The organism is Pseudodesulfovibrio profundus (genome assembly GCF_900217235.1).
GTDB classification, from domain to species: Bacteria; Desulfobacterota; Desulfovibrionia; order Desulfovibrionales; family Desulfovibrionaceae; genus Pseudodesulfovibrio; species Pseudodesulfovibrio profundus.
In genome coordinates, this window is sequence record NZ_LT907975.1 from 3395626 (window position 1) to 3420413 (window position 24788).

Annotated in this window: 21 protein-coding genes; 11 read left to right on the forward strand and 10 right to left on the reverse strand. The window is 53.0% G+C overall.

What is annotated here, in order from left to right; all coding sequences use genetic code 11:
- Window positions 1-2: 2 nt before the first annotated feature.
- From DPRO_RS15960 to DPRO_RS15975, 4 genes are all read left to right on the forward strand, one after another.
- Window positions 3-743: a hypothetical protein gene (locus DPRO_RS15960; RefSeq protein WP_097012955.1), complete on the forward strand. Its 741-nt coding sequence runs from the start codon at window positions 3-5 to the stop codon at window positions 741-743.
- Between the two features lie 100 nt (window positions 744-843).
- Window positions 844-1047: a helix-turn-helix transcriptional regulator gene (locus DPRO_RS15965; RefSeq protein WP_097012956.1), complete on the forward strand. Its 204-nt coding sequence runs from the start codon at window positions 844-846 to the stop codon at window positions 1045-1047.
- A gap of 16 nt (window positions 1048-1063) precedes the next feature.
- Complete coding sequence (locus DPRO_RS15970; RefSeq protein ID WP_162291186.1) at window positions 1064-1510, forward strand: helix-turn-helix domain-containing protein; 447 nt, start codon at window positions 1064-1066, stop codon at window positions 1508-1510.
- A 65-nt stretch (window positions 1511-1575) separates the two neighbouring features.
- Window positions 1576-2741, forward strand: a protein-coding gene (locus tag DPRO_RS15975) for an IS3 family transposase (protein WP_097010545.1) whose coding sequence is annotated in 2 segments (ribosomal slippage) — window positions 1576-1851 and window positions 1854-2741 — 1164 coding nt in all. Because the reading frame shifts where the segments join, the coding sequence is not laid out codon by codon here.
- A 354-nt stretch (window positions 2742-3095) separates the two neighbouring features.
- On the opposite strand, the gene DPRO_RS15985 is transcribed toward DPRO_RS15975, so the two are convergent.
- From DPRO_RS15985 to DPRO_RS20150, 5 genes are all read right to left on the reverse strand, one after another.
- On the reverse strand, window positions 3096-3416 hold the full coding sequence (locus DPRO_RS15985; protein ID WP_097012959.1) for a hypothetical protein: 321 nt from the start codon (window positions 3414-3416) through the stop codon (window positions 3096-3098).
- Between the two features lie 357 nt (window positions 3417-3773).
- Window positions 3774-4841, reverse strand: coding sequence for an IS5 family transposase (locus DPRO_RS15990; RefSeq protein WP_097010253.1), 1068 nt, complete (start codon window positions 4839-4841; stop codon window positions 3774-3776).
- Between the two features lie 154 nt (window positions 4842-4995).
- Window positions 4996-7635 carry an alanine--tRNA ligase gene (gene alaS, locus DPRO_RS15995; protein ID WP_097012960.1) on the reverse strand — a complete coding sequence of 880 codons (2640 nt, stop codon included), beginning with the start codon at window positions 7633-7635 and terminating at the stop codon, window positions 4996-4998.
- 87 nt (window positions 7636-7722) lie between these two features.
- Window positions 7723-8772 (reverse strand): recombinase RecA, encoded by a 1050-nt coding sequence (recA, locus tag DPRO_RS16000; RefSeq protein ID WP_097012961.1) that lies wholly within the window; start codon window positions 8770-8772, stop codon window positions 7723-7725.
- 53 nt (window positions 8773-8825) lie between these two features.
- Window positions 8826-9065, reverse strand: a complete 240-nt coding sequence (locus tag DPRO_RS20150; protein ID WP_157917528.1) for a hypothetical protein — start codon at window positions 9063-9065, stop codon at window positions 8826-8828.
- A 127-nt stretch (window positions 9066-9192) separates the two neighbouring features.
- On the opposite strand from DPRO_RS20150, the gene DPRO_RS16005 reads away from it, so the two are divergent.
- A complete protein-coding gene (locus DPRO_RS16005) occupies window positions 9193-10269 on the forward strand; it encodes a tRNA(5-methylaminomethyl-2-thiouridylate) methyltransferase (RefSeq protein ID WP_097012962.1) in 1077 nt (358 codons plus the stop codon).
- Between the two features lie 39 nt (window positions 10270-10308).
- Window positions 10309-11238, forward strand: a complete 930-nt coding sequence (locus tag DPRO_RS16010) for a calcium/sodium antiporter (RefSeq protein ID WP_097012963.1) — start codon at window positions 10309-10311, stop codon at window positions 11236-11238.
- A 103-nt stretch (window positions 11239-11341) separates the two neighbouring features.
- Here the strand turns inward: DPRO_RS16010 and rnr are convergent, their stop codons facing one another.
- The 4 genes from rnr to DPRO_RS16030 form a co-directional block, all read right to left on the reverse strand.
- The gene (gene rnr, locus DPRO_RS16015; protein ID WP_097012964.1) at window positions 11342-13543 is read right to left on the reverse strand and encodes a ribonuclease R; all 2202 of its coding nucleotides are present in this window, start codon (window positions 13541-13543) and stop codon (window positions 11342-11344) included.
- 4 nt (window positions 13544-13547) lie between these two features.
- Complete coding sequence (lpxK, locus tag DPRO_RS16020; protein WP_097012965.1) at window positions 13548-14654, reverse strand: tetraacyldisaccharide 4'-kinase; 1107 nt, start codon at window positions 14652-14654, stop codon at window positions 13548-13550.
- 40 nt (window positions 14655-14694) lie between these two features.
- Window positions 14695-15426: a Bax inhibitor-1/YccA family protein gene (locus tag DPRO_RS16025; RefSeq protein WP_097012966.1), complete on the reverse strand. Its 732-nt coding sequence runs from the start codon at window positions 15424-15426 to the stop codon at window positions 14695-14697.
- Between the two features lie 125 nt (window positions 15427-15551).
- Window positions 15552-15983: a YccF domain-containing protein gene (locus tag DPRO_RS16030; RefSeq protein WP_097012967.1), complete on the reverse strand. Its 432-nt coding sequence runs from the start codon at window positions 15981-15983 to the stop codon at window positions 15552-15554.
- A 163-nt stretch (window positions 15984-16146) separates the two neighbouring features.
- On the opposite strand from DPRO_RS16030, the gene DPRO_RS16035 reads away from it, so the two are divergent.
- Complete coding sequence (locus tag DPRO_RS16035; RefSeq protein ID WP_097012968.1) at window positions 16147-16806, forward strand: LexA family transcriptional regulator; 660 nt, start codon at window positions 16147-16149, stop codon at window positions 16804-16806.
- Window positions 16807-17119: 313 nt separating this feature from the next.
- On the forward strand, window positions 17120-17284 hold the full coding sequence (locus DPRO_RS20360; protein ID WP_173806809.1) for a hypothetical protein: 165 nt from the start codon (window positions 17120-17122) through the stop codon (window positions 17282-17284).
- A 432-nt stretch (window positions 17285-17716) separates the two neighbouring features.
- Here DPRO_RS20360 and DPRO_RS16040 read toward each other — a convergent pair whose 3' ends face one another.
- Window positions 17717-18688, reverse strand: a complete 972-nt coding sequence (locus DPRO_RS16040) for a GGDEF domain-containing response regulator (RefSeq protein ID WP_097012969.1) — start codon at window positions 18686-18688, stop codon at window positions 17717-17719.
- 292 nt (window positions 18689-18980) lie between these two features.
- Here DPRO_RS16040 and DPRO_RS16045 point away from each other — a divergent pair, with 292 nt between their 5' ends.
- The 3 genes from DPRO_RS16045 to DPRO_RS16055 are packed head-to-tail and all read left to right on the forward strand — an operon-like array spanning window position 18981 to window position 24768.
- Window positions 18981-20357 (forward strand): DUF4139 domain-containing protein, encoded by a 1377-nt coding sequence (locus DPRO_RS16045; protein ID WP_162291187.1) that lies wholly within the window; start codon window positions 18981-18983, stop codon window positions 20355-20357.
- A 9-nt stretch (window positions 20358-20366) separates the two neighbouring features.
- Entirely contained in the window at window positions 20367-21563 is a 1197-nt protein-coding gene (locus DPRO_RS16050) for a trehalose 6-phosphate synthase (RefSeq protein ID WP_097012971.1), read from the forward strand.
- A gap of 37 nt (window positions 21564-21600) precedes the next feature.
- Window positions 21601-24768: a beta-phosphoglucomutase family hydrolase gene (locus tag DPRO_RS16055; protein WP_097012972.1), complete on the forward strand. Its 3168-nt coding sequence runs from the start codon at window positions 21601-21603 to the stop codon at window positions 24766-24768.
- The last annotated feature ends 20 nt before the right edge of the window (window positions 24769-24788 follow it).

Consider the following 24788-nt stretch of genomic DNA (forward strand, 5'->3'; position numbering starts at 1 on the left):
GTATGAGTATCATGGCTAAAGGTTGGTCTTGGTCGGGGGTTAATCTAAATGTCCTGCCTGAAATTGATTTTGATAAATTAGAAAAACAAATAGATCTCCAGCTTACTCAAGATACTCGGGAACTTATAAAAATAGGTCTCTCGGACTACATCTGTCAAATGCGGGGGTGGAAAGATAAACCATCACCAAAGAGTAGGAAGGCCTCATTAAAAAGGATTGTGAAAGCCTGTAAGGTGCTTGAGCCTATTTTTGAATTGGATTCTCCTGGCATTTCAAATGAAGATGAATATGATCCGCTTAAGCTGCATGAGTGGAAGTGTATAATGCCTTTGGGGCAGTATTCTTTTGATGGGGAAGCTGTGGCTGATTACTTAGCAAGATGTCGCGGCCAGGCTGAAGATGAGTTAAAAGCGATGATTAGGAGGGAGGAGGAGAGGAAGGAGGAGGAAAGGAAGAAAGGGAAGGAGGAGAAGTCAAAAAAAATTGAAAAGAAAAATGATAAACCTGGTCCTCGTAAAGATTTTGCAAGACCTCTTTGTTTGGAATGGCTTCACAAAGTTTTTGTCGAGGCTGGGGGAGATGGTCGAATAAAAAGGTACGACAATGTTTATACTGGGCCGTTTTATTTGTTTGCCGGAAAGTTATTTAGTCTTATTGGTGTTCCTCTTTCTCCAGGTTCTATCTATGAAAATCTTCAATCTTCACTGTATTATAAATGGTATCTTCAGAGAATTAAGCCCTAAAGTTGCTTTAATAAACTGTTAGAAAAATCTTATAGTGCTTCATACGGTTCCATCAAGAGTAAAGGCATTCATGTGAATGCCACAATCTATGGAGGAACCTATGAAACAACCTTTTCCGCAAGTGGGCTTTGTTCGCCTACCCCAAGTCCTCTCCGTTATTCCCCTCAGTCGCAGTACTTGGTTGCGTGGGGTTAAATCTGGGAAATATCCACAACCGGTGTCGTTGACTGAAAGAACCCGGGCTTGGCGTGTTGAGGATATCCTTGAGTTGATAGACTCCCTATCTGAAACGGCAGCCAGCTAAAGTTATGCAATCCGGTATGCGCTTTTTGCCTTACAAGCTTTTTGTGGGGTTATTCATTCCTGATATTGTAGCGAGTTTCGATGGGTTACAGCTTTCATCGAAACTTGTTTGGGGAAAGTTGGCACAACATGCAGGTGAAACCGGTGATTGTTTTCCTGGTGTTGATACCATTGCAGAAGGGCTCGGCTGTAGCGGACGAACCGTACAACGCTGTCTCAATGAGTTGATTGAAAAAAAGTTCATTGAAGTTGAGCGTTGCTTCAGAAAGAAAAGTCGTCTGCAGACAACCAATCGCTATTATTTCCTTTGGCATCCAATTTTTGATTCAGCTTTGACTCGGACAAAGCAAGAGTCTGACAGGGTGACAAAAAGTCGCCCTAGGGATGACAAAAAGTCACCCCTAGGAGCGACAAAAAGTCACCCCTCCAACGGTGACAAGATGTCACCCAAAGAGAATCAGTAAGAAGTGGGTTCAGGAAACTGGACCACGAGCTAAGGTGGACGTAAGAAGCCCAAAGGAGGCTTTTGATGTCCAGGAAAAGAAGGAACTTTACCGCCGAATTCAAGACCCGTGTCGCGTTGGATGCCTTGTCCGGCGAACACACCCTGTCCGAGCTCGCCAGCAGGTACGGCGTGCATCCCAACCAGGTTTCCCAGTGGAAGAAGCAGGCCAAGGAGCAGATCGTAGCTGGCTTTGCGGGCAAGGCCCAAAAGACCCAACAAAGCGATGAGGCCCGGATAAAAGAGCTTCACGCCAAGATCGGCCAGCTCACGGTGGAGAAGGATTTTTTGCAACAAGCCTTCGCAAAGATATGAGCTGCGAGCGAAGGCGAGACATCGTCGACAAGGGGCATCCGATGCTCAGTGTTCGACGGCAGTGCGAAATCCTCAAGCTGCACCGCTCAACGTACTATTACCAGCCGATCGGCGAGTCCGCGTCCAACTTGGCGCTCATGAAGCGCATCGACGAGTTGTTCCTGGAGTTGCCGTTCTTCGGCTCCCGGCAGATGCGCAACATCCTGCGCGATGAGGGCCATCAACTCGGGCGCAATCGCGTCCGGCGGCTCATGCGCAAGATGGGGTTGATGGCGGTCTATCAGAAGCCGCGAACCAGCCAGCCTCATCCGCAGCACAAGACGTATCCGTATCTGCTGCGCGGCAAGGCGATCACGAGGCCGAACCAGGTGTGGTGCGCCGACATCACGTACATCCCGATGAAGCGGGGCTTCCTGTACCTCGTGGCGATCATGGACTGGCACAGCCGCGCGGTGCTCTCCTGGCGGCTGTCGAACACCATGGAAGCGGACTTCTGCGTGTCCGCCCTGGAGGAGGCCCTGAACCGCTACGGCGTGCCCGAAATCTTCAACACGGACCAAGGCTCGCAGTTTACGAGCTACGAGTTCACACGGACGCTCCGGGAAGCCGGAGCCCGCATCTCCATGGACGGCCGCGGCCGCTGGATGGACAACGTCATGATCGAACGCCTGTGGCGATCACTGAAATACGAATGCGTGTATCTGCGGGAATTGGAAACGGGAAGCGAGTTGCGGCAGGCCCTGGCCTGGTGGATCGATTTCTACAACAACCGCCGCCCACACAAGGCGTTTGACGGCAGAAAGCCGATGGAGATATATCAGGAAGGCCCCAAGCCAGAGGGGGTACCCCCTCTGGCTTGGCCCCACAAGGCGGCGTAGCCTATGAAACTGTCCACCTTAAATTCGCCGCTGACTGGTCCAAGGAAGTGAACCCACTTCTGATTTCGATAATTTTCTGAGTCTGTTCGGTTGATAATGTGCTCATAATTTACCTCGGTTTGTTATTGAGGTATTTACATAAAGAACAGAAAAGCTTCAAGGCAGAAGAACTTGACCTCCATAAATAAGTTCATTTTGGCGAGGTGAATCGTTGTGTGTGGTATATAAAGTGGTATAATATTTTTTTTGATATATTTATCAATTTGAAATAATTGTAAAATATTATCAAATATTGATCCCTCCCTCTCCGCCATAGAATGTCAGGGGCTTATCTCGAAAGAGGTAGGCCCTTTTTTATAGGAATATGCCTTCCAGGTCTTTCACGGATTCTTCTCTTGCAGAACTGGATGGTTCCAGCAGGATCAGGTTGCAGTTCCATAGAGGTAGTTGAGCGGCCTGCTGTTCTATGCTGTTGGCGAAGGTCGCGTGAATATTATCGCTATGATGAATGAGCAGAGGGTGTACCTGCCATCCTGCCAGGTGGCCCCGAGGGTGAGCGTAACCTAGAATGAGAATACCGGGAGACTGCGGTAATTCATCACTTTTTGCCAGGTTTGAGAATTGATATTTTGTGCCGGAAGCCCCTGTGAAGGTCCATTCTTTTAGCTTGTACATTCCAATCAGATAACTAAATCCATTCTATCTGCCAATATCTCAGGCAATTAATCTCACGTACTTACAAAAGCCGCATTTATAGAGAAGGGCTTCGCAGGCTCAATATGACGGTGCTTCTGCTCTCTGTTTTCTCCACCATATGCTGTTTTTTATGCAACACTACACTGCTGCTCAATAAGTGATTATCCATGTTTTCACCTGTTTTACTATTGAGACCTCTGCGCATCCCCTTTTCGCGTCCGTGCCTTGCGCTCCGCACCCAATTTGATGTTCTGACCGCACCCCAGCTTGGGCTCATTCCCGGCCTTTTCCTGCCATTTCTGGCCGAAATGCCGGATTTTGGACGCACCTCTCCCTTCAGGCTCGCGCCAGTCGAACAGCTTTTTTCAAATTGAACGCCATGGCGAGGATGTGGAACTCTCCCTCCACCTTCTCACGACCCACGTATCGGGACCGAAAGAATGCGTAGCCACGTTTGAGTGTGCCGAAGGCCCGCTCGACTATTTGCCGAATGCTGCTGATGTCACGGTTGCGGGTCTTTTCGAAGTCTGTCAGCCTGCCGCCACGAGGCGTCTTGTCCATGGTTCCGTCCTCCAAATCGCGATCAAACAGAATGTCCCGGTTCTTCCCGCTGCAATAGCCCTTGTCCGCATAAACCCGTGCGCCGGGATCAAGGCCGACGCCATTCACGAGCCGCTCGAATTCGCCCGTGTCCGAATGGTTCGCGGGAGTGATGTGACCACAGAGCAGAAACCCGTCTCGACTGTCCGTCGCGGCATGGAGCTTGTAGCCGTAATAGGCCCGATTTCTCTTGCGGAGCCAGGCCGCCTCCTCGTCATCCGAATAGCTGACCCGGCAGTCCACCGGCCCATCCTGTTCTTCGGCGTCCTCGGAACGGTCCTCAGGCATCACGTCGATAACCTTGCGCGGCCGCCGCTGCGACTCGACTACCGAGGCGTCCACCACGGCTCCCTCACGGACAAGAAGCCCTTGTCCTTCAAGCTGGCGGTTAAGCATGTCGAGCAAGGAGTCCAGCACCTTCAGGCGGATCAAACCGTTACGGAAACGGCATATGGTGGTCTCGTCCGGCACGTCGTCCTCGATGGAAAAACCGGTAAATCTGACAAAGGAGAGCCGGTCGAGCAGCGCCTGCTCCACGCCCGGATCACTCAGGTTGTACCAACGCTGCAAGAGCAGAATCTTGAACATCGCCAGAGGCGGATAGGCGGGATTGCCCACGGCGTTGGCCTTGCGCCTGATCTTCTTGCACAGAAAGGCGTTGATGGGCTGCCAGTCGATGAGTTCGTTGATCTCATCCAGAAATGTGGTCTTGGTTCTGCGGTGCCCCAGGAAGTAATCACCCAACCGAGGTCCTTTCTGCCGAATAGCCATGCCTTCCTCCTTTGGATGGAGAAATAATAGCATAATAAATCAAATAGTTAAAGAGTAAAAGTGTGGGATTTGCCGTGCAGAGGTCTCTGTCATCGGAAAATACACTTTTATCAGTAGCGTCGAGCGCATCTTTCAAGCAAAAAAAGCCCCCCGTTTTTGTGCGGGGGGCTTGCTGTTCAAATGCAAATTATCCGGCTACCAACTCTTTGAGCTTGGCAATGGCATCAGGGATACCGGAAGCGTCAGAGCCTCCAGCCCGAGCCAGGTCCGGGCGACCGCCGCCACCGCCGCCGACTGCACCGGCAACGGGTTTGATCAGGTCTCCGGCCTTGAACCGGTCATGCAGGTCTTTGGTTACTGCCAGCGCGACCGAGACCTTGCCTTCGTCGTGTCCTGCCAAGAGGCAGATGATGCCGGAATCGATCTTGGAGCGCAGGGCGTCCATCTGTTCGAGCATGACACCCATGTTCGGCGCTTCCAGCTCGACAGCCAGCACTTTCACGCCGTTTATCTCCTCGATTTCGCTCATCATGTCACGACCGGCACCGGAAGCGAGCTTGGCCTGGAGCGATTTCATCTCCTTGCCCATCTCCTTGACCTGCTTCTGGAGTTCGCTGACTTTCTTGGTCAGCTCTTCCGGGCGGGCCTTGAGCATGGCACCGGCTTCTGCAACAGCGCGACGGCGTTCGTTGAGGTAGGCAATGGCGTTGCCACCGGTGGCGGCTTCGATACGACGAATGCCGGCAGCAACTCCGGCTTCACTGGTGATGACGAAGGAACCGGCAATGCCGGTATTCTCCAGATGGGTTCCGCCGCAAAGCTCCATGGAAACACCGGGGACTTCGATGATGGATACCGTGTCGCCATACTTTTCACCGAAGAGGGCGGTTGCACCCTTGGCCTTGGCGTCCTCGATGGACATGACCTGACGCTCGACCGGGATGGCATTCAGGATGCTCTGGTTGACGAGTTCTTCAACCTTGGCGATCTCGTCGGGGGTCAATCCTTTGATGTGAGTGAAGTCGAAACGGAGTCGATCAGGGCCAACAAGGGAACCGGCCTGCTTGGCGTGGTCGCCGAGCACGGTCTGGAGCGCCGCGTGCAGCAGATGGGTCACGGTATGGTTACGCATGGTTGCCAGTCGCTGGCTGCGATCGACATTCAGAAATGCGCTGCTACCGGCATTCATTTCGCCCTCAAGAACTTTGACCTTATGTGCGGTCAGGGCCTGGGACGGCTTGACAGTATCAAGGACTTCAGCCTTGCCGGATGATGCAGCAATCTCACCGGTATCACCAACCTGACCACCGGATTCGCCGTAGAAAGGTGTTGTCTCGGCTACCAGCCAGCCTTCGGAGCCGGTGGGCAACGAATCAACGACCTTGCCATCAAGGCTCATCAGGTGCGTGATGGTGGATTGTTCGCTCATGGCTTCGTAGCCGCAGAATTCGGAGGTGACATCCTGCTCAAGCAATGTCTGGAAGATGGAAGCCACATCCTTTTCGCCGGACCCTTTCCAGGCAGCCTTGGAGCGCTCTTTCTGCTCCTGCATGAGCGCATCGAAAGCGGGTTCGTCAACATCGATACCCTGCTTCTCGGCGATGTCGCGGACGATATCGATGGGGAAACCGTAGGTGTCGTAGAGCTTGAAGGTGGTCTCGCCGGGAACGGTGATGCTGCCGGATTTCTTGAGTTCTGCCAGTTCCTCTTCAAGCATTTCCAGGCCCTTGTCGAGAGTCTTGGCAAATCCTTCTTCCTCGCCTTGGACCACTTCGATCATGAAGTCCTTGGACTCCTGCAACTCGGTGTAGTGATCGCCCATGTCTTCGACAACCTTGGACGCGGTCTTCCACAGGAAGGAACCTTCGAGGCCCATGAGCTTGCCGAAGCGGTAGGCGCGGCGAATGAGGCGGCGCAGGATATAGCCGCGGCCTTCATTAGAGGGCAGTACCTGATCGGGAATCAGAAAAGCGATGGCGCGGGAGTGGTCGGCAATGACCTGCAGGGCGGTGTCGATTTCCTCGTTTTCACGGTATTTCACACCGGCCATGTCGGCGGTGTACTGGATGATGGACTGAAAAAGATCGGTCTCGTAGTTGGAAGCAACGCCCTGACAGACGGCGGCGATACGCTCCAGGCCCATGCCTGTGTCGATGGAGGGGCGGGGCAGATCACTGCGCGTGCCGTCCTCGGCCTGGTCGTACTGCATGAACACGAGGTTCCAGATTTCGAGGTAGCGGTCGCAGTCGCACTTGCCAATGCCGCAGTCCGGGCCGCAGCCGACTTCTTCACCCTGGTCGAAGTGGACTTCGGAGCAGGGGCCGCAGGGGCCGGTATCGCCCATGGACCAGAAGTTGTCCTTTTCACCCAGTTTGTAGATGCGTTCTGCCGGAACACCGGCAACCTTTTTCCAGAGATCGCCTGCTTCGTCATCGTCATTATATATAGTAATGTACAGACGTTCCTTGTCGAGCTTCAACTCCTCGGTGAGGAATTCCCAACAGAACTTGATGGCGTCTTCCTTGAAGTAGTCGCCAAAGGAGAAGTTGCCGAGCATCTCGAAAAAGGTGTGGTGGCGGGCAGTGCGGCCAACGTTTTCGAGGTCGTTGTGCTTGCCGCCGACGCGCAGGCATTTCTGTGAAGTGGTGGCTCGGTTGTAATCGCGTTTTTCCTGTCCCAAAAAGAGCTTTTTGAACTGGACCATGCCCGCATTGGTGAACATCAGCGTCGGATCATCTTTCGGGATGAGCGGTGCGGACTCCACAATGGAGTGGCCATTTTTCTCAAAGTATTCAAGGAACCGTTTACGGATTTCAGCAGCATTCATTGGTTGTCTCTCCAAAAAAATAAATTTCCAGACAAAAACGCCCCGGGGAACCGACCCGAGGCGCCTTATCCAGTTTAAATAACCGTATTATTCGCCGGCATCTCCGGCCTCGGCATCAGGATCTTCCTTGAAGCCGAGGTGGATCATGAGCTTGTCCTCGATGGACTGGGCAAGCCCGGGGTTGTCCTGCAGCAACTGGCGGACATTTTCCTTGCCCTGTCCCAGTTTTTCCGAGCCGAAGGCAAACCAAGAGCCGGACTTGTCGATAATTCCATGCTCAACTCCCATGTCGATGATCTCGCCCATTCGCGAGACACCTTGTCCATAGAGTACGTCGACAAGAGCCTGACGGAAGGGCGGAGCAACCTTGTTCTTCACGACCTTGATTCGGGCGCGAATACCATAGGACTCTTCCTTGTCCTTGAGGGTCTGGATGCGACGGATGTCGAGTCGGCAGGATGCGTAGAATTTGAGCGCGTTACCGCCGGATGTCGTTTCCGGATTGCCGTAACCGGTCATGCCGATCTTCATGCGGATCTGGTTGATGAAGATGACGACGCAGTTGGATTTGTGGATGGTACCGGTCAATTTGCGCAGAGCATGGGACATCAGGCGCGCCTGTCCGCCGACCTGTGTCTCACCCATCTGGCCTTCAAGTTCGGCCTGGGGGATGAGAGCGGCAACGGAGTCGATGACAACGACGTCCATGGCACCGGAGCGGACCAGCAGGTCGGCAATTTCCAGTGCCTGCTCACCGTAGTCGGGCTGCGAAATAAGCAATTCGTCGGTTTTTACGCCGAGTCGCTTGGCGTAGCCGGGATCGAGTGCGTGCTCGGCATCGACAAATGCCGCATTGCCGCCAGCCTTCTGGGCTTCGGCAACGATATGCAGAGCGAGGGTTGTTTTACCCGATGACTCCGGACCGTAAATTTCGATCACGCGACCGCGTGGAACGCCGCCGATGCCAAGGGCCATGTCCAGGCCGATGGAACCAGTGGGAATATACGGAATGGAGTGCGATGCCTCGTCGTCGAGCCGCATGATGGACCCTTTGCCGAACTTACGTTCGATGGTGGTCAGAGCGGTTCCGAGAGCTTCCTTTCGTAAAACTTCGGGGTCGACGGCTTTTCGTGCCATGGGTATCTCCTTAAATGATTACAGGCGCAATAATTGAGCAACACGTACAACTATCAGATACAGCCCCGGCGAGCAACAGCCTTGTGCAGGGTAAAAAACGCTGGTGTGAGCGACATAATCGGCATCGAGAAGAAAATAAAAACGGCTTTTTTTACGTGTCGATACGTTTGATTTCGTGGTGCTCGAACAGCGAATGAAACAGCAACATCTTGGAATGCTGATCTATCCGGTTTGCTGCAATAAAAAAAGAAAATCAATTTGTTCTGTATGGCAGGAGAGAGTGCCGCGGCCATGGAACAAATGTATTGTATTCGTGGTATGGTTCAGGAGAAAAGTAGTCTGATTTGACGTAGGTCAGTGCCACGAAAACCGTTGATGGTAATGCTTGCCCTTCGAGCAAATCTCCAATAAGGGACGCCCATGACCAATACGGCACGAAAACAATACGACGCACTTGCGCTGCTTTCAGGCGGCCTGGATTCCATCCTCGCCATGCGCACTATTATGGATCAGGGACTGAGTGTCCTCGGCCTGCATTTTGTCACGCCTTTTTTTGGCAAACCCCACCTCATTCCATTCTGGAAGGAGCACTACGGCATCGAAGTAATCGAAGTCGATATTCGCTCCAAATACGTGGATATGATGTTGGATGGCCCGTCCCAGGGATATGGCAAATGGTTGAATCCATGCATTGACTGCAAGATAACCATGCTTACTCATGCCAGAGAACTGATGAAACAGTATGGAGCCAAGTTCATCATTTCCGGCGAAGTCATCGGGCAGCGCCCCATGAGCCAGCGTGAGGATGCGCTGAACCTGATCACCAAACGGGCAGATGTACGGGACGTGCTCATTCGCCCGCTGTGTGCCAAGAAACAACCCATCACCCCCATGGAAGAATCCGGGCTGGTGGATCGCGAACGGTTGCACGACTGGTATGGACGTGGACGCAAGCCCCAGATGGCACTGGCCAAGGAGTACGGTTTTACGGAAATACCGACTCCGGCAGGCGGCTGCTGCCTGACCGAAGCGCAGGGGGCAGCACGATTCGTCAAGCTGTTACAGGAGAAGGAGCGTCCCTCTCCTAATGATTTTTCTCTGGCTCGTGTCGGTCGCCAGTATTGGGCCGGAAATCACTGGCTCACCTTTGGCCGTACCGCTGATGACAATGCCCAGATCGGGGCATGCATCGAGCCGACTGATTATGTGTTGAAAACTCAGGGATTCCCCGGACCACTCGCTGTCTGTCGTCCGTTGGACGGACCATGGGAGCCGGAGGTGATCAAGGATGCTGCCGCCTTGGTCGCATCTTACTCCACCAAGGCTCGCAGACATTTTGACGAGACAGGCGAGCTTATTGTCATACGGGTGAAGCAGGGGGATTCCGTTGAGGATATATCCGTAGCTCCATCCCGAGATAATGCCTTGCCATGGGCGGAACCCATGGCGGAAATTGTCAAGGGGTGGAAGAAGGACCAGTTGGAAATTGACGGGTAACCCTTGCTCCAAAACCTCTCATAGAATACAAAGGCCTACATGACCATCGATATTATTACGTTTTTGGCTTCCTCTTTGCTCCTCTGGTTCGGGGCAAACTGGATTGTGACTTCCGCAGCGTTGATCGCACGGAAATTCAACGTTTCGGAACTGGTAATCGGGTTGACCATCGTTGCCCTTGGCACATCTGCGCCCGAGTTTCTTGTAACCGTCAACGCCGCCATGCGCGGTCACAACGACATATCCTTATCCAATGTCGTTGGCTCCAATATTTTCAACCTCGGCTTCATTCTCGGCCTCATGGCCATGATCAAGCCGCTGGTCTCCAACAAGACCATCGTGTACCGGGACGGGTTGCTCCTGTTCCTTACGACGGTCGGTATTCTGCTCGTTTCCATGACGGGTGAGCTTGGGCATCTGTTCGGTGCCAGCCTCATGGCACTCCTGATCGCCTACCTCGTCTATCTCGGTTTCAAGCGCGAGAACGTGGGAGATGAAGAACTGGATGATCTGGAAGGAAAAGAGGCCAATTGGCTTCATTTCGGCATCCTGATAGCGGGATTTGTCGCTATTTCAGCCGGTGGACACCTCATGGTTACGGCTGCAACATCCATTGCCTCTGCATTGGGTGTCTCCTCATGGGTCATCGGCGTGACCATTGTCGCGGCTGGTACAAGCCTGCCCGAACTGGTTACCTGTCTGGCTGCGTCGGTCAAGGGCAAGAACCAGATGCTCCTTGGCAACCTGATTGGTTCAGACTTCTTCAACTTTGCCGGAGTCCTTGGACTGACATGCCTTATCAAGCCGCTGCCGGTGTCTCCTGAAGCCTCTTCAGGGTTGATTGTGCTGGTTGGTATGGTGGGACTGGTGCTGATTCTGCTGCGGACAGGATGGCGTGTCAGCCGTCTTGAAGGCGCACTGCTGGTCGGTATCAACATGGTCCGCTGGATCGGTGACTTTACGAGTTAGTATAGATAATCACCGTTACCAAACAGCTATCGACATTCGATAATAAAACAGGCCGCTCCAGAAGGAGCGGCCTGTTCGCGTTGTACTCTAGTACATCTGGTGATTATTCGATCAGGTCCTTGTAATCCTTGGCAGAAGCGCTGACATATTTCAATGTGAAGTTCAGCTCCAACCGTTCAAGGCTGACATCCTCCAATACGACCTCAACGGTCTGGCCCAGTTGGAATGACTGGCCGGTCCGCTCGCCCACCAGCATCTCGCGATGAGCCCAGTAGGTGTAGTAATCGTCATCCATGGAGGAAAGACGAACCATGCCTTCAGCCATGACTTCACGCAGTTCCACGTAGAACCCGTAGTCTGTGATGTGGCTGATGACGCCGCCGAACGTGCCTCCCACCTTGTCGCGCATGAACAGGACCATGACGCGCTTGTGGATTTCGCGTTCGGCATCCATTCCGGCCCGTTCACGTCCAAACAAATGTCCGGCAATATTCAGCAGGCGTTTCTGGCCGGGAATGGCAGGAGCCGGAGCATCCTGATCCTTCAGGGCCAGGGCGGCCTTGACCAGTCGGTGAACCACAAGGTCGGCGTATCGGCGGATGGGCGAAGTGAAGTGGGCGTACTCTTCGGATGCAAGGCCGAAGTGCCCCTCATTGTCCGGTGAATATTTGGCCTGCTTCATGGAACGCAGCAGCAGACGGTTGACGATATACTCCCTGTCTGTACCCTTTTGTGATGCGATGAGCCGTTGGATGGCCTTGGGCGTCATCTCCTTGGGCATCAAGATGTCCTTGTCCGTCTGGGAAAGGAGGCGGAAGAGATTCTTGAGCTTCTCCTCGTCTGCAGGCGGGTGGATGCGGAAGAGGCAGGGCATGTCCTGCTCGATGAGAAAATGGGCCACGGCTTCGTTGGCCGCGATCATGAACTCTTCGATGAGCTGGTGCCCGAAATGACGGGTCTTGGGACGGATGTCCGAAGTCTCGCCGTTGATATCAAAGAGAATTTCCGGCTCTGGCAGGTCGAAATCGAGGGAGCCTCGCTCACGGCGCAGGGCGTTGATCTTCCGGGCCAGTTCCTCGGCCAGTTCCAGCATGGGAACAACGTGGGAAATCTCCTCCCGCGCTTCCGGTTCCTTGTCCAGAATGGCTTTTTTAACCTGCCCATAGGTCAGTCGGGCATGGCTCTGGATGACCGCCGGAAACATCTCTGCCGAGCGGGTGCGACCTTGCTGATCCGTGTCCATACACGCGACCATGACCAGTCGCTTCACGTTCGGATTCAGGGAGCAGAGACCGTTGGACAACCGTTCAGGGAACATGGGCTCAACGGATTGGGGGAAATAGTAGGAGTTGCCGCGCTCAAGAGCTTCGCGATCCAGCGGTGATCCTTCGGGAACGTAGTGAGATACATCGGCAATGGCGACCCACAGGCGGTAGCCATTCTTGATGCGCTCCACCAGTATTGCGTCATCGAAATCCTTGGCCGTGGTGCCGTCGATGGTCACGAACGGCATTTTGGTCAGGTCACGTCGATCACGCAGGTCCTTGGCAGACGGTTCGCTGGGCAGGGCCTCCGCCTGATTGACGGAGCCGGACGGGAATCGAAGGCGAATGTTGTGGTTGGATTTGACCAGCGCCTCCTGCACCGAGATGTCTTCTTCGGGGCCGAGGTAGGCGGTGATTTCGCCCTCCCACATGGTGGGGTCGATTTTTTCGCCGGGAACACACAGGGCGATGTCGCCACGTTTGATCTGGATGGACTCGTCGTTGAGCTCGGCGATAATGCCGAATGCAAGGCGCGGGTCTGTGGGACGGCACAGCCAGTCGCCTCCGCGCATCTGCTTGTATACCTTGACGGGCAGGGTTTTGCGTCCACGTTCCAGAACGCGAACGATGCGTCCCTCATTGTTACGCTGTCCCTTGTTTTCGCGGATGACTGCAGCGATGACTTTGTCGCCATGCCATGCGTCGTTGATGTCGCGCTGGTTGATGAAAATGTCTTTGCGACGAGAATCCTCGGGGATGACGAATCCGAATCCGCCACGCTGTATTTCCAGTCGGCCGGTGACGCAGTGCATGGCGTCGGCCAGACCATAGCCCCGGCGGATGCGGATGAGCTTGCCCTGCTCAACCAAATCGCCGAGCATGTCTTTGACCACGCGCTTGTCTTTCTTTTTCAGCTTCAACTGCCGGATGACTTCCGCGCGCGAAAGCGGGCGTTTCACTTCTTTGAAGAGCTTGAGCAGGCCACTGGTGCTGAGTGGTGGCGAGGATGGACGGGGCTGTTTGCGTTTATTCTTAGCCATGAAATTATTCTCCGGGTGTAAGGTGTCCGCCGTGACTGGCTTTTTGCGAGAGCAGTTGCTCGTGTCGGCGGTCCCACCATGTGTCGAATCGGTTTTCCTTGCCGATGGATGACGGGCCGAATTGCACACGAAGGTCAAATTTCCAGAACAAGTCCGAACACATGGGGCCGAGCTTTACTGCGTCCTTGGGGGTGCAGAGAATTGCTTCGCAGCCACGTGCTCGTGCTTCGCTTTCAATTCGGAAGACATCGTTCTTGGTGTAGGTGTGATGGTCTCGAAATACAATGTGTTTTGCCGGTTTGTAGCCCAGGTATTGCTTGGCGGTGCGCTCTACCTGATCCGGTGCACCCACGCCGGTCACGAGGAGATAATTCTTTTTGTCGAAATTCTTTTTGACCTGTCCGGTGAGCACATGGCGCAATCCGGTCGGGATGATCTGGAAGCTGAAAATCGGGCGGCGCAGATGGCTGAGCAGTGTGTCGAAATGGGGAAGGAGACTATCAAATCCTTCGGGGCCGATCTTGATCAGAAAGGCGTCGGCACGATGCAACGCTTCCTTGGGTTCACGCCATGATCCGGCTGGAATGAGTGCGTTCCATTGATGGGAAAGGTCTTCGGGTTTGAGCAGGACCAGATTGCAGTGGCGTTTGACTGCCATGTGCTGAAAGCCGTCATCCAGAATGATCAGTTGCGGGTCGAATTGCTTGACTCCCAACTTGCCGGAGCGGGAGCGGACAGGATCTACCAGAACAACGGCTTCGGGGTGTTCTGTTGCGAGCATGAGCGGTTCATCACCCGCTTCCTCGGCCAGTGCTCCGGGGACGACGTGATAGGGATAGGAGTTGGGATGAGCCTTGTATCCCCGTGTCAGCAGCATGGCTTTTCGGTTGTGTGCTTCGGCCCAGTTCAGGAACCAGCCTGCAATGGGGGTTTTGCCAGTGCCGCCCCAGCCTATGTTGCCCACGGCAACGGTGACGACAGGGGGCGTCCATGCTTTCATGACGCCTCTGCGATAGGCCCATTCACGCAGTCGCATTGCCTTGGCGTTGGCCCAGGCAAATGGCTTGAGAAGGGGGGCAAAGGATTGTTGGAGGGTGGTTATATCGCTCATGAGAAAAAAAAGGGGAGGCGTTGGCCTCCCCGTTGTGGTCTTATTCGCGGTTGCCCAGGAGTCTGAGCAGCATGATGAAGAGGTTGATAAAGTCGAGATACAGGGTCAGTGCTCCGAGGATCGTTCCGCGCCGAATGGCTGCGGTGTCACCTTCAGGTACGGTTTCTCCCATGGTCTTGAGCTTCTGCGTATCGTAGGCGGTGAGGCCCAGGAAGATGATGACGCCGATTACGGAGATGGCGAATGCCATGGCCGAGCTCTGCAGGAAGAAGTTGACCACCATGGCGATCACGATACCGATGAGGCCCATGAATAGCAGGCTTCCCCAGCTGGTGAGGTCCTTTTTGGTGACCATGCCGTAAATGGACATGGTTCCGAACATCCCTGCCGTGATGATGAAGGTGGATGCAACGGACTCAGCGGTGTAGGCCAGAAGGATCGGTGTGAGCGTCAGACCGTTGAGCCCTGAGTAGAGCATGAACAGACCTGTGGCCGTACCGGGCGCCATAGTGGAGATGCGTGCGCTGAGGTAGAAAACGATGCCCAATTCGGCAATGAACAGGACGAAGACCATGCTGGACATGCCCACCGCTCCGGTGGCCGGGTCCACTGTGAAAAACATCTGGAGCAGGGTCTGGGACTGGGTCACGGCAAATGCCACGAGCGCTGTGAGGCCGAGGCCGGCGCTCATCCAGCCATACACCCCGCGCATGAAGGCATTGACTACCTCCGGTTTGGCGGCAGAGCGTTGCATGCTGGGATACTGATTCATTGATTTCCTCCGAAAGGTTGTATTCTTACTTCGTCGGGTTGCTTCCCGTCGTGCTCATAAAATAAGCAGCTTTTTATCGACTGGCAAGAGAAACCGGAAATTGCACAACTAATCTGAAATCGGGGTTAAACTACCCGGTTTGCATGATTTTCGGCCTGTTCAATAGGTACGATTGCCATACCTACGGGGGCCAGTGTGATGGCTGCTATCTTCAGGTGCTGCCAGCCCCAGGGGATACCGATGATGGTCACGGCGCAGGCCAAACCAGACAGAATATGACCTATGCAGAGCCACCAGCCTGCAATGACGAACCAGATGACGTTGCCGATGAAGCCGAATCCGCCGGTGCCTATGTCTTTTTTACCGGTCAGCACATCGCGTCGAATGAGGGTGTTGCCAAAAGGAACGAGAGTGAATTTGGCGATGACGAATGCCGAACGCGCCCAGGGAAGGCCGACAATGGATATTGCCATGAGGCAGCCAGCCAGGAACCACCCCAGAGCCATAAATACGCCACCCATGACGAACCATATTACATTACCAAGAAATGAAAGCATATTGTCCTGCCTTTATGTTTTGTAAGAGTTCATCCAGTTTGTGACTGATTACTAAAAGAAGGTCAACTGATTGTTTTTTTTATGATGACAATTGACAGGATGGTATACTAATAGTAAACGTATTGTGTGTATTGAGCAACAAATTAGAAACTAGGGCGCAACTATGAATTATGGATTTGAAGCTTTTTTCAAAAGACTCTGTGCTGAAACAGAAATAACCAATCAGTCCCAGTTGGCTCGAGAGCTTGATGTCGGACGGGCTGCGGTATCGCTTGCCAAGCGAAAGGATTCGGTACCGGCCCGTTGGATTTTGGACTTGTCGGCCAAGTATGGGTTGAACCCCTTGTGGCTCGAAATGGGAAAGGGGTTCCCACGCCCGGAAAGTACCATGCCTGCTGCTGATGATATCTCGGCATATCAAGAAGTTCCAAAGGTTCGGGCCAGGCTCTCTGCTGGCGGTGGTTCTTTCGAGACCGAAAGCCAGGTCGAAGGTTACTACTCGTTTCGGTCCGATTGGCTGAATATGCGTGGCAACCCTTCGAACATGGTCCTTATGGAAGTGATTGGTAATTCCATGGAGCCGGAAATCAAGGAAGGCGACATGGTTCTTATCGATGAATCGCGGACAGATGTTCTGTCTGGCGGTATTTATGCCGTGGGTGTTGAGGACACAGTCATGGTCAAGCGCGTGGAACGCCTGCCCGGTACACTGGTTTTGCGCAGTGACAATGTGGATTATTCCCCCATTCATCTTTCGGGCGATGAGTTGAACAATGTTCGCGTCATTGGAAAGGTTTTGTGGGCCTCTAGAGAATACAGATAGTTAGCGCATTTGTCTCTTCGATTTACATGTGCCCGGCGGTTTTCCGTCGGGCATTTTTTTATTCACTTGCTCGAAGCTTGTTGTTGGAGTGTCTCTGAATTGATTTCGTTATTTGATAGATATGTTGTTTAATAAAATGGTCATATGTTAAATTCAATAAAATAGCACATTTGCATTGTGTTGTGGTTTTTTGTCGGTTTTTTGTCTACGTTGTGTAAATAATTAGTTGACAAATTTTTGTTGTTTTGTTTATTAATGACTCACGTTGATTGGTTGAGAGCAACTCGGTTTTAATAAACAAGGAGAGAGCTTCATGCAGGAACGTTTTTGCAAATGTGGTCATCGGCTGAAGGTTCAATATACCCTCGACGGCTTCATTCCCTGGGAAGCCTTGATACTGAACGACGAGTCCGTGGAGTCACCTGTCAAAGTGTGTCCCCGTTGCGGAACGTATCTTTCCATTCATTTCCTTCGCTAATCCCGGCAGGGTGGGTGAAAACGTTGATTGAACATCTTCGCCATCTGGTTGCGAAAACACGGTGATGTCTATGTTCACCATGCTTCGCCAAAGCTGAGCTACTGAGTTGATTTACATATTTAGACGGGGCGCCGACCCATTTCGGCACCCTGTGTCCCCGTCTCCCTGTTAAGCAGGTGGTGTACATTTTCCCCGAATGCACACCACCTGTTTTTTTGTGATGAATAATACGGCAACGGTTCCCGACCCAGACCAGAAATCGGGACGGGTCTCTCTACTGTGTATAATGGGATTTATTTTTGAGAAGTAGGGTAGCGCGATGCCTCGTAGCGAGGTGCCAGCAGCAGTATCTGAAATCAGAGCGTTGAATGAAATGTCACGAACGCTGTGGGGACATCGAAAATGAATCGCGACCCACGCAAGGAAATGTCGTTACCGCTTGGTCTGCCCGAGGCAGACGACTTCCGTACGGTTTCGCCCGTTTTGTTTCGCCCTGTACAAGGCCGTGTCTGCCGCAGTGAGTAGCTGGGCTGGTGTGGTCTGACAGGAAGGGATGCAGGATGCAACGCCTATGGAGACAGTGACGTTGTGCCCGGCATAGCTGTGTGGATGATGAATGTTGCTGCCGTTGATATTCGTGTGGATAGTGTCAGCTACTGCGTGTGCTCCTTCATACCCTGTATGAGAGAGGATCACGGCGAATTCCTCGCCTCCATATCGGGCAGCCATGTCGCCGGGGCGATGGATGGAAGCCATGATCCCTTCGGCTACAGCAACAAGGCAATCATCGCCAAGCACATGACCAAGGGTGTCATTGTATGCTTTGAAGTGGTCGATATCGATCATCAGCAGGGCCATGGGTGTGTCATGTCGTCCGTTGCGCACCCATTCCTTGACCAGTGCATCGTCAAAGCAGCGTCTGTTGGCTATGCCGGTCAACCCATCCAGATTCGACATCTTCTCCAGTTTTCTCGCCAGCGCTTCCAGTTCCCGTTCGCGCATTTTTCGCTTGTCCATCTCTTCGCGCAATTGAAGAACCGAGCGGATGCGGGCGCGTAATTCGATCATGCTGACCGGCTTGACGATGAAGTCGGACGCACCCGCCGCAAAGGAGCGATCAAGGATGCTCTCTTCGTTATGGTTGGTCACGATGACGATGGGAATATCCTCAAATGTCTTGTCTGCCTTGATAGTCAGTGTAGCGGCAATGCCGTCAGTGCCCGGAAGCGAAATGTCCATGAGAATGAGATCGATAGGTTGTCTGCGTTGGGCAGCAGCGTGTAACATCGATATTGCCTGACAATAGTCGCGTGCAACCGAAGTCTTCGGATAACCGGCTTGCTTCAGCAATCCACACATGTGGATTGTCGTGGTTGGGCAATCATCAACGATTAGTATTCTCATGGCAGGGGATACCTAACAAATTAAATCTGAATAATCGAGTGTCATGTAGCGGGTCCAGTATGTTTTTCGCACCCATGTCGATTGCTACTGAATAAACTATTTTTGTCGATATAGACACCAGGAGAAAGAGAAAATCCGAAGCCGGTAGAGGATGATATTATATGTTAATATTTTGCAAAAAAGGTTCAGGCTATGTAACATGATCAGGAATGAGCATGATATCAATGCTTGTAATACAACTGTTCCCGCGAACGGAGGCATAATGAACAGGTCTATATCTCATCTGATTATAATGATTTTTTCTATTCCACTCTTTTTCTCTTCACAACAGGCCCAGGCTTCGAGCGTCAAAGGTGCGGCTGTGACCGTATATAATTCCGGTGACGCCCTGGTTCGTGAAACTCGTTCGGTCAATCTTCCTGCCGGGTTGGCTTCGGTTGTCTTCAAGGATGTTCCCGGTACGCTTGATCCAACTTCTGTTCATGCGTCGGCAAAGAACATGGTTATTCGTGATGTGCAGTATAACTACACGCCCATCACACAGAAAAACCTCCTCGATTATTACGTGGGCAAGGAAATAACGGTTGTCATGGCCGATCCAACTGATGCCCAGGGGCGTGTTCGTCGCAAGGCCGTACTGCTTGGTAATGAAGGCCAGCCCATCTTTCAGATCGGTGAAGAGGTCTTTGCCGGAAATTACTATGGTTTCGTGTTCCCGGAGCTTCCCAAAGAACTGCAAGGCAAGCCTATGCTCTCTTTGACCACAGACAGTTCTACTGCCGGTTCCAGAGAAGTGGCACTCAGCTACCTGATGGGCGGCATTAGCTGGAATGCTGATTATTCGCTGGTGTTGGATACCAATACCAAGGGCAAGCTGGAAGCATGGGCCACCATCGCCAATAACTCCGGCACTGCCTTCAACAATGCTTCGCTCAAGCTGGTGGCCGGAAATGTCAATCGCCAGAACCGATATGGAAACTCCATGCATATGAAGGGTGACATGGTCATGGCGGAATCCATGCCTGCCATGTCGTCGCAGCCTCGACAGGAGCAGTTTGCACAGTTTCATCTGTATGACATCGACTGGCCTGTACGCCTCCCTGCAAATGGAACCAAGCAGTTGAGCCTTTTTTCTTCTTCCGACGTCACACTGGAAGAAGAACTGGTCAGCCGTTTTCATGTGCGGGCTTCCCAGTGGCGTAAGCCGGTGATTCAGCAGGTGGAATGGAACCTGAAGCTGATGAACACAAAGAAGAATGGATTGGGTTCGCCCATGCCCGCAGGTCGCGTACGTGTGTTCAAGCAGTCGTCAGATGATTCCCTGCTGTTGGCCGGTGAAGATTCCATAGGACACATTGCCAAGAACGGCAGTGCAACAATCAATATGGGGCGCGCCTTTGATATCGCCATAGAACGTCGTCAAACCGAATATGAAAAGCTCGGGAAGAACACTTACCGTCTTGGCTGGGCAATCGATGTGACCAATGGCCGTGAAACAGCCCAGAAGATTGTCTTGCGGGAATCCTATGACGGCCAGTGGGAAGTGATCACCTCTGAGCAGGGATATGAAAAGACTGATGCCGGGACAATAGAGATTCCAGTGGAACTGCCCCCGGCAAAAGAAAACAAGACCGTTACCGTGAACTACACCGTCCAAGTGACGTACTAGGAGCCGAAGATGGTTGAGATTCCGAATGAGAGACCGAAATCGCTCAAGGATTTCTACGCATTGATGGCAGCATCGCGAACAGTTCGTCATGCTGCAGTGGATGCTATAATGTCCGGTCGCCCCATACCCGAGGTGACCGTTCCAGCCCTGCACAATCTACTGGATGCGCTGGAATCCATCCCTGAAAACGGTGGCAAGCGAACGTTATGGTTGGATGAGGATCGGACCATCGACCTCGAAATGGACTATGAAATCAATGAAACGCGCAAGGATCTCTTTTACCTTGAAGAAGGGGAAGGGACCTTCCTTGATCTGCTCGGTGATCTGCATCCCGATTTTGATGAAACGGTCGAGCGAGGCAGGGAGCTGCTGCGAGGTCTGGATTTCAACTGCCTTATCACCGACAGGGATGGCACCATCAACAACTATTGCGCCCGGTACCTGACGTCCATTCAGTCCATCTACAATGCGGTTTTTGTTTCTCGGTTCGCCATGAACAAGACCCAACGCCCCGTGATACTGACTTCGGCTCCGTTGGACGGACTGGTTCGTATCTCCGTCAACCCAGAGAATAAGATGTATTATGCCGCATCCAAGGGACGGGAGTGCCTCGATCTGGAAGGCCGCATTCGTCGCTTGCCCATATCGAAAAATAAACAGTTGGCCATCAATGAACTCAACAAGCGCCTGGAGGTGCTTGTGTCCCTGCCCGAATACGAAAAGTTCTCACTCATCGGTTCGGGTTTGCAGTTCAAATTCGGGCAGTCCACGGTCGCGCGGCAGGATATTGCCAAATCGATTCCCGAAGTGGAGTCCGAGCAGTTCCTGCGGGTCATTGAGCAGATCGTGGATGAAGTGGACCCGGAAAAAGTCAACTTCCGTATCGAAGATACCGGACTTGATGTGGAGATCATCCTGACCATTGAAACATCGGGTGACGGGCTCAAGGATTTCGACAAGGGGGACGGGGTAAAATATCTCAACAGTGAATTGGGACTGGACATGTTTCGTGGCCCGCACCTTATCTGCGGCGATACGAATAGCGATGTCCCGATGCTCGAAGCTGCTTTGGAGGAGACTCCGGACAGCCGTGCAATCTATGTTACAAAGAATGCGGATCTGGCCAAGCGCGTTTCAGGCTTGACCGATAACGCGCTCATTGTGCCTGAACCCGACATGCTGGTTGCTATTCTGGGCACCCTGTAACAGGAAACAAAGTCAATTCTAGCGTCAAGGAGCAATTGTGTCCGAAATTACATTGAAAGGCGTCGTGTTCGATCTCGATGGAGTTATTACCAGAACCGCCAGCGTGCACGCGCAGGCCTGGGAAACGGCATTCAACGAGTTTCTGAAAATGCGTGCGGAAGAATTGAATATTCAGTTCGACCCCTTTGATCGGACCCACGACTACCATAATTACGTGGATGGCAAGCCGCGTTTTGAAGGCGTGCTGAGCTTCCTGAAATCCCGTAATATCAAACTGCCTCCGGGAAATCCGGACGACGAGCCGTGCATGGATTCCATCTGCGGTATCGGTAATCGAAAGAATGAATTGTATCAGGACATTCTGCGATCCGAAGGACCGGAGGTGTTCAAGACATCGGTCGATTTGATCAATGAATTGAAAAAACAGGGGATACGTGTTGGTGTTGCCACTTCCAGTCGCAATTGCGACCTTGTGCTGCAACTGGCCGGTTTGGAGAATGTTTTTGAGTCACAGGTCGATGGCGTCTATTCGGCTGATAATGATCTGAAAGGTAAACCCGAGCCGGACATTTTCGTTGAAGCTGCCAAAAAACTGGGCCTGAATCCGGGCGAATGCGTGGTTGTGGAAGACGCTATCTCGGGCGTGCAGGCTGGACGGGCCGGTAATTTCGGCCTGACATTGGGTATCGCCCGCAACGTAGCTGGTGAAATGCTGCTCCGGTTCGGTGCTGATATGGTCGTTTCCGACCTGGGAGAGATCACGGTTGATGATCTGCACGAATGGTTTGATTCCGGCATGGCCAGCGATGACTGGTACCTGACCTACTCCGGCTTCGATCCGGGTGATGAAAAACTGCGTGAGACCCTGACGGCCGTAGGTAACGGCTATCTCGGCACCCGAGGCGCCTATGAGTGCGAACGGGCGTCCTTCAATTTTTATCCGGGCACATACATTTCTGGTGTCTTCAATAAAACTTCGTCCAAGGTGCAGGGGCGCGATATCTGGAATAATGATTTCGTGAACTGCCCCAACTGGCTGCTGGTAGAATTCAAAATCGGCAATGGCGAGTTCATCAGTCCGTTGTCCATGGAACTGCTCAGCTACAGCCAACGATTGAACATGCGCGAAGGCGCGTTGGAACGGGATATCGTGGTCAAGGACAAGGTCGGTCGAATCACGCGTATCTCGTCGCGGAGGATGGTATCCATGGCCGATCCGCATCTTTGCGCATTGACCTTTGACCTGACTCCTCTCAACTATTCGGCCAAGATCACGTTCCGATCATCCATTGATGGCAACGTCGAGAATAGTGGCGTGGCGAGGTACTCCTCACTTAACAAGCATCACCTTTGCCGTGTATCCGGTGGCAAGGCCGAAGACGGGATCTTCCTGCATACCGAGACCACACACTCGCGCTATCAGATCGTGATGGCGGCGAAAAACGTGCTGCTGGAAGATGGCAGAGTGATGACCCCGCCTCGTGAAGTGTTGCAGGACAAGGCCCAGGTATCGGAGGAATTGCAGTTCTCCGCAGTGGTCAACACGCGATATACTCTGGAAAAATTCGTCTATATCCGTACTTCCCTCGATCGGACTCCCGGTGACCTCAAGGAAATGTGTCTCGACTCATTAAGTCGAGTCCGCACATTCCAGGGTGTTTTCGGTCCTCACGCCAAGGCATGGAAAGCCATGTGGCAGAAGGCCGACATCCGTGTGACCGGTGATCGCTTCGTGCAACGGGTGCTCCGTCTGCATACGTATCATCTGCTGGTCACAGCCAGCCCGCACAACGTCAATCGTGACGCAGGCATGCCTGCTCGCGGGTTGCACGGCGAGGCGTATCGCGGACATATCTTCTGGGATGAACTGTACATCCTGCCGTTTTTCGATTCAGCCTTCCCTGATATCTCCAAAGCGCTGCTCATGTATCGATACAACCGTCTGGATGCGGCGCGGGAATATGCCAGAGAGCATGGGTATACCGGCGCCATGTATCCGTGGCAGACGGCTGACGACGGCGTGGAGGAAACACAGGAGGTCCACTACAACCCCGAGGCAAAGAACTGGGGGCCGGACCTGTCGCGCAATCAGCGCCATGTTTCCATTGCCGTGTTCGTCAACGCGTGGCGCTACGTGTCATGGACGGGCGATACCACTTTCCTCAAGGAGTACGGCGCGGAACTGATGCTCGATATCGCACGGTTCTGGGGCGATATCGCCCACTACAGCGAAGAAACCGGCAAGTATCATATCTCGGGTGTCATGGGGCCGGATGAATTCCACGAAGCCCTTCCCGGCAGCGATAAGCATGGGCTGACGGATAACGCCTATACCAACATCATGGTTGTCTGGCTGCTGGAGCGTTCTCTGGAAATCCTCGACGAACTCCCACAGCGAGTACGTCAGCATGTGGTCGAAACCATCGGTCTGACCGACGAAGAGATCGCCAAGTGGAAGGATATGACTACCAAGATGAATGTCATCCTGACCGAAGATGGCATCATCAGCCAGTTTGACGGCTACATGGAGCTTGATGAGCTGGATTGGGAAAGCTACCGCAAGCGGTTCTACTCCATTCACCGCATGGACCGCATCCTCAAGGCGGAAGGCGATTCGCCGGACCACTACAAGGTCGCGAAGCAGGCGGATACGCTGATGACATGGTACGTGCTGGAGCCGGAAGAGGTTGCCCGCATCCTGAACCAGTTGGGATACAAGGTGGACGATCCGATCAAGCTGCTCAAGGATAACTATGACTTCTACGAGCAGCGGACCAGTCACGGCTCGACCCTTTCCAAGGTCGTGCACGCGGTTATCTCCAAGTATATCTATTCCACGGAAGTCTCATGGGACTGGTTCATGGAAGCCATGCATTCGGATATTTTCGATACGCAGGGCGGTACGACCATCGAAGGCATCCATACCGGCGTCATGGCCGGTACCCTGGAAGTGCTCAAGCAGGATTTTGCCGGATTGAACCTCTCTTCAATCCCGATGAAAATCGACCCGGAGATTCCTCCTCACTGGGGTGAGATGCGGCTCAGTTTCACATGGCGCAAAATCTGGTTTGACCTGAATGTGACGCATAATTCCGTCAAGATGACCGCGTACCACAAGGGCGACAAGGTTGTACCTGTCCAGATCATGGGCAAAGACTATGATCTCAAGCCAGGCATGACCATCGAGGCAAAACGCGAACAGTAAATATCGAGGCACAACGCAGA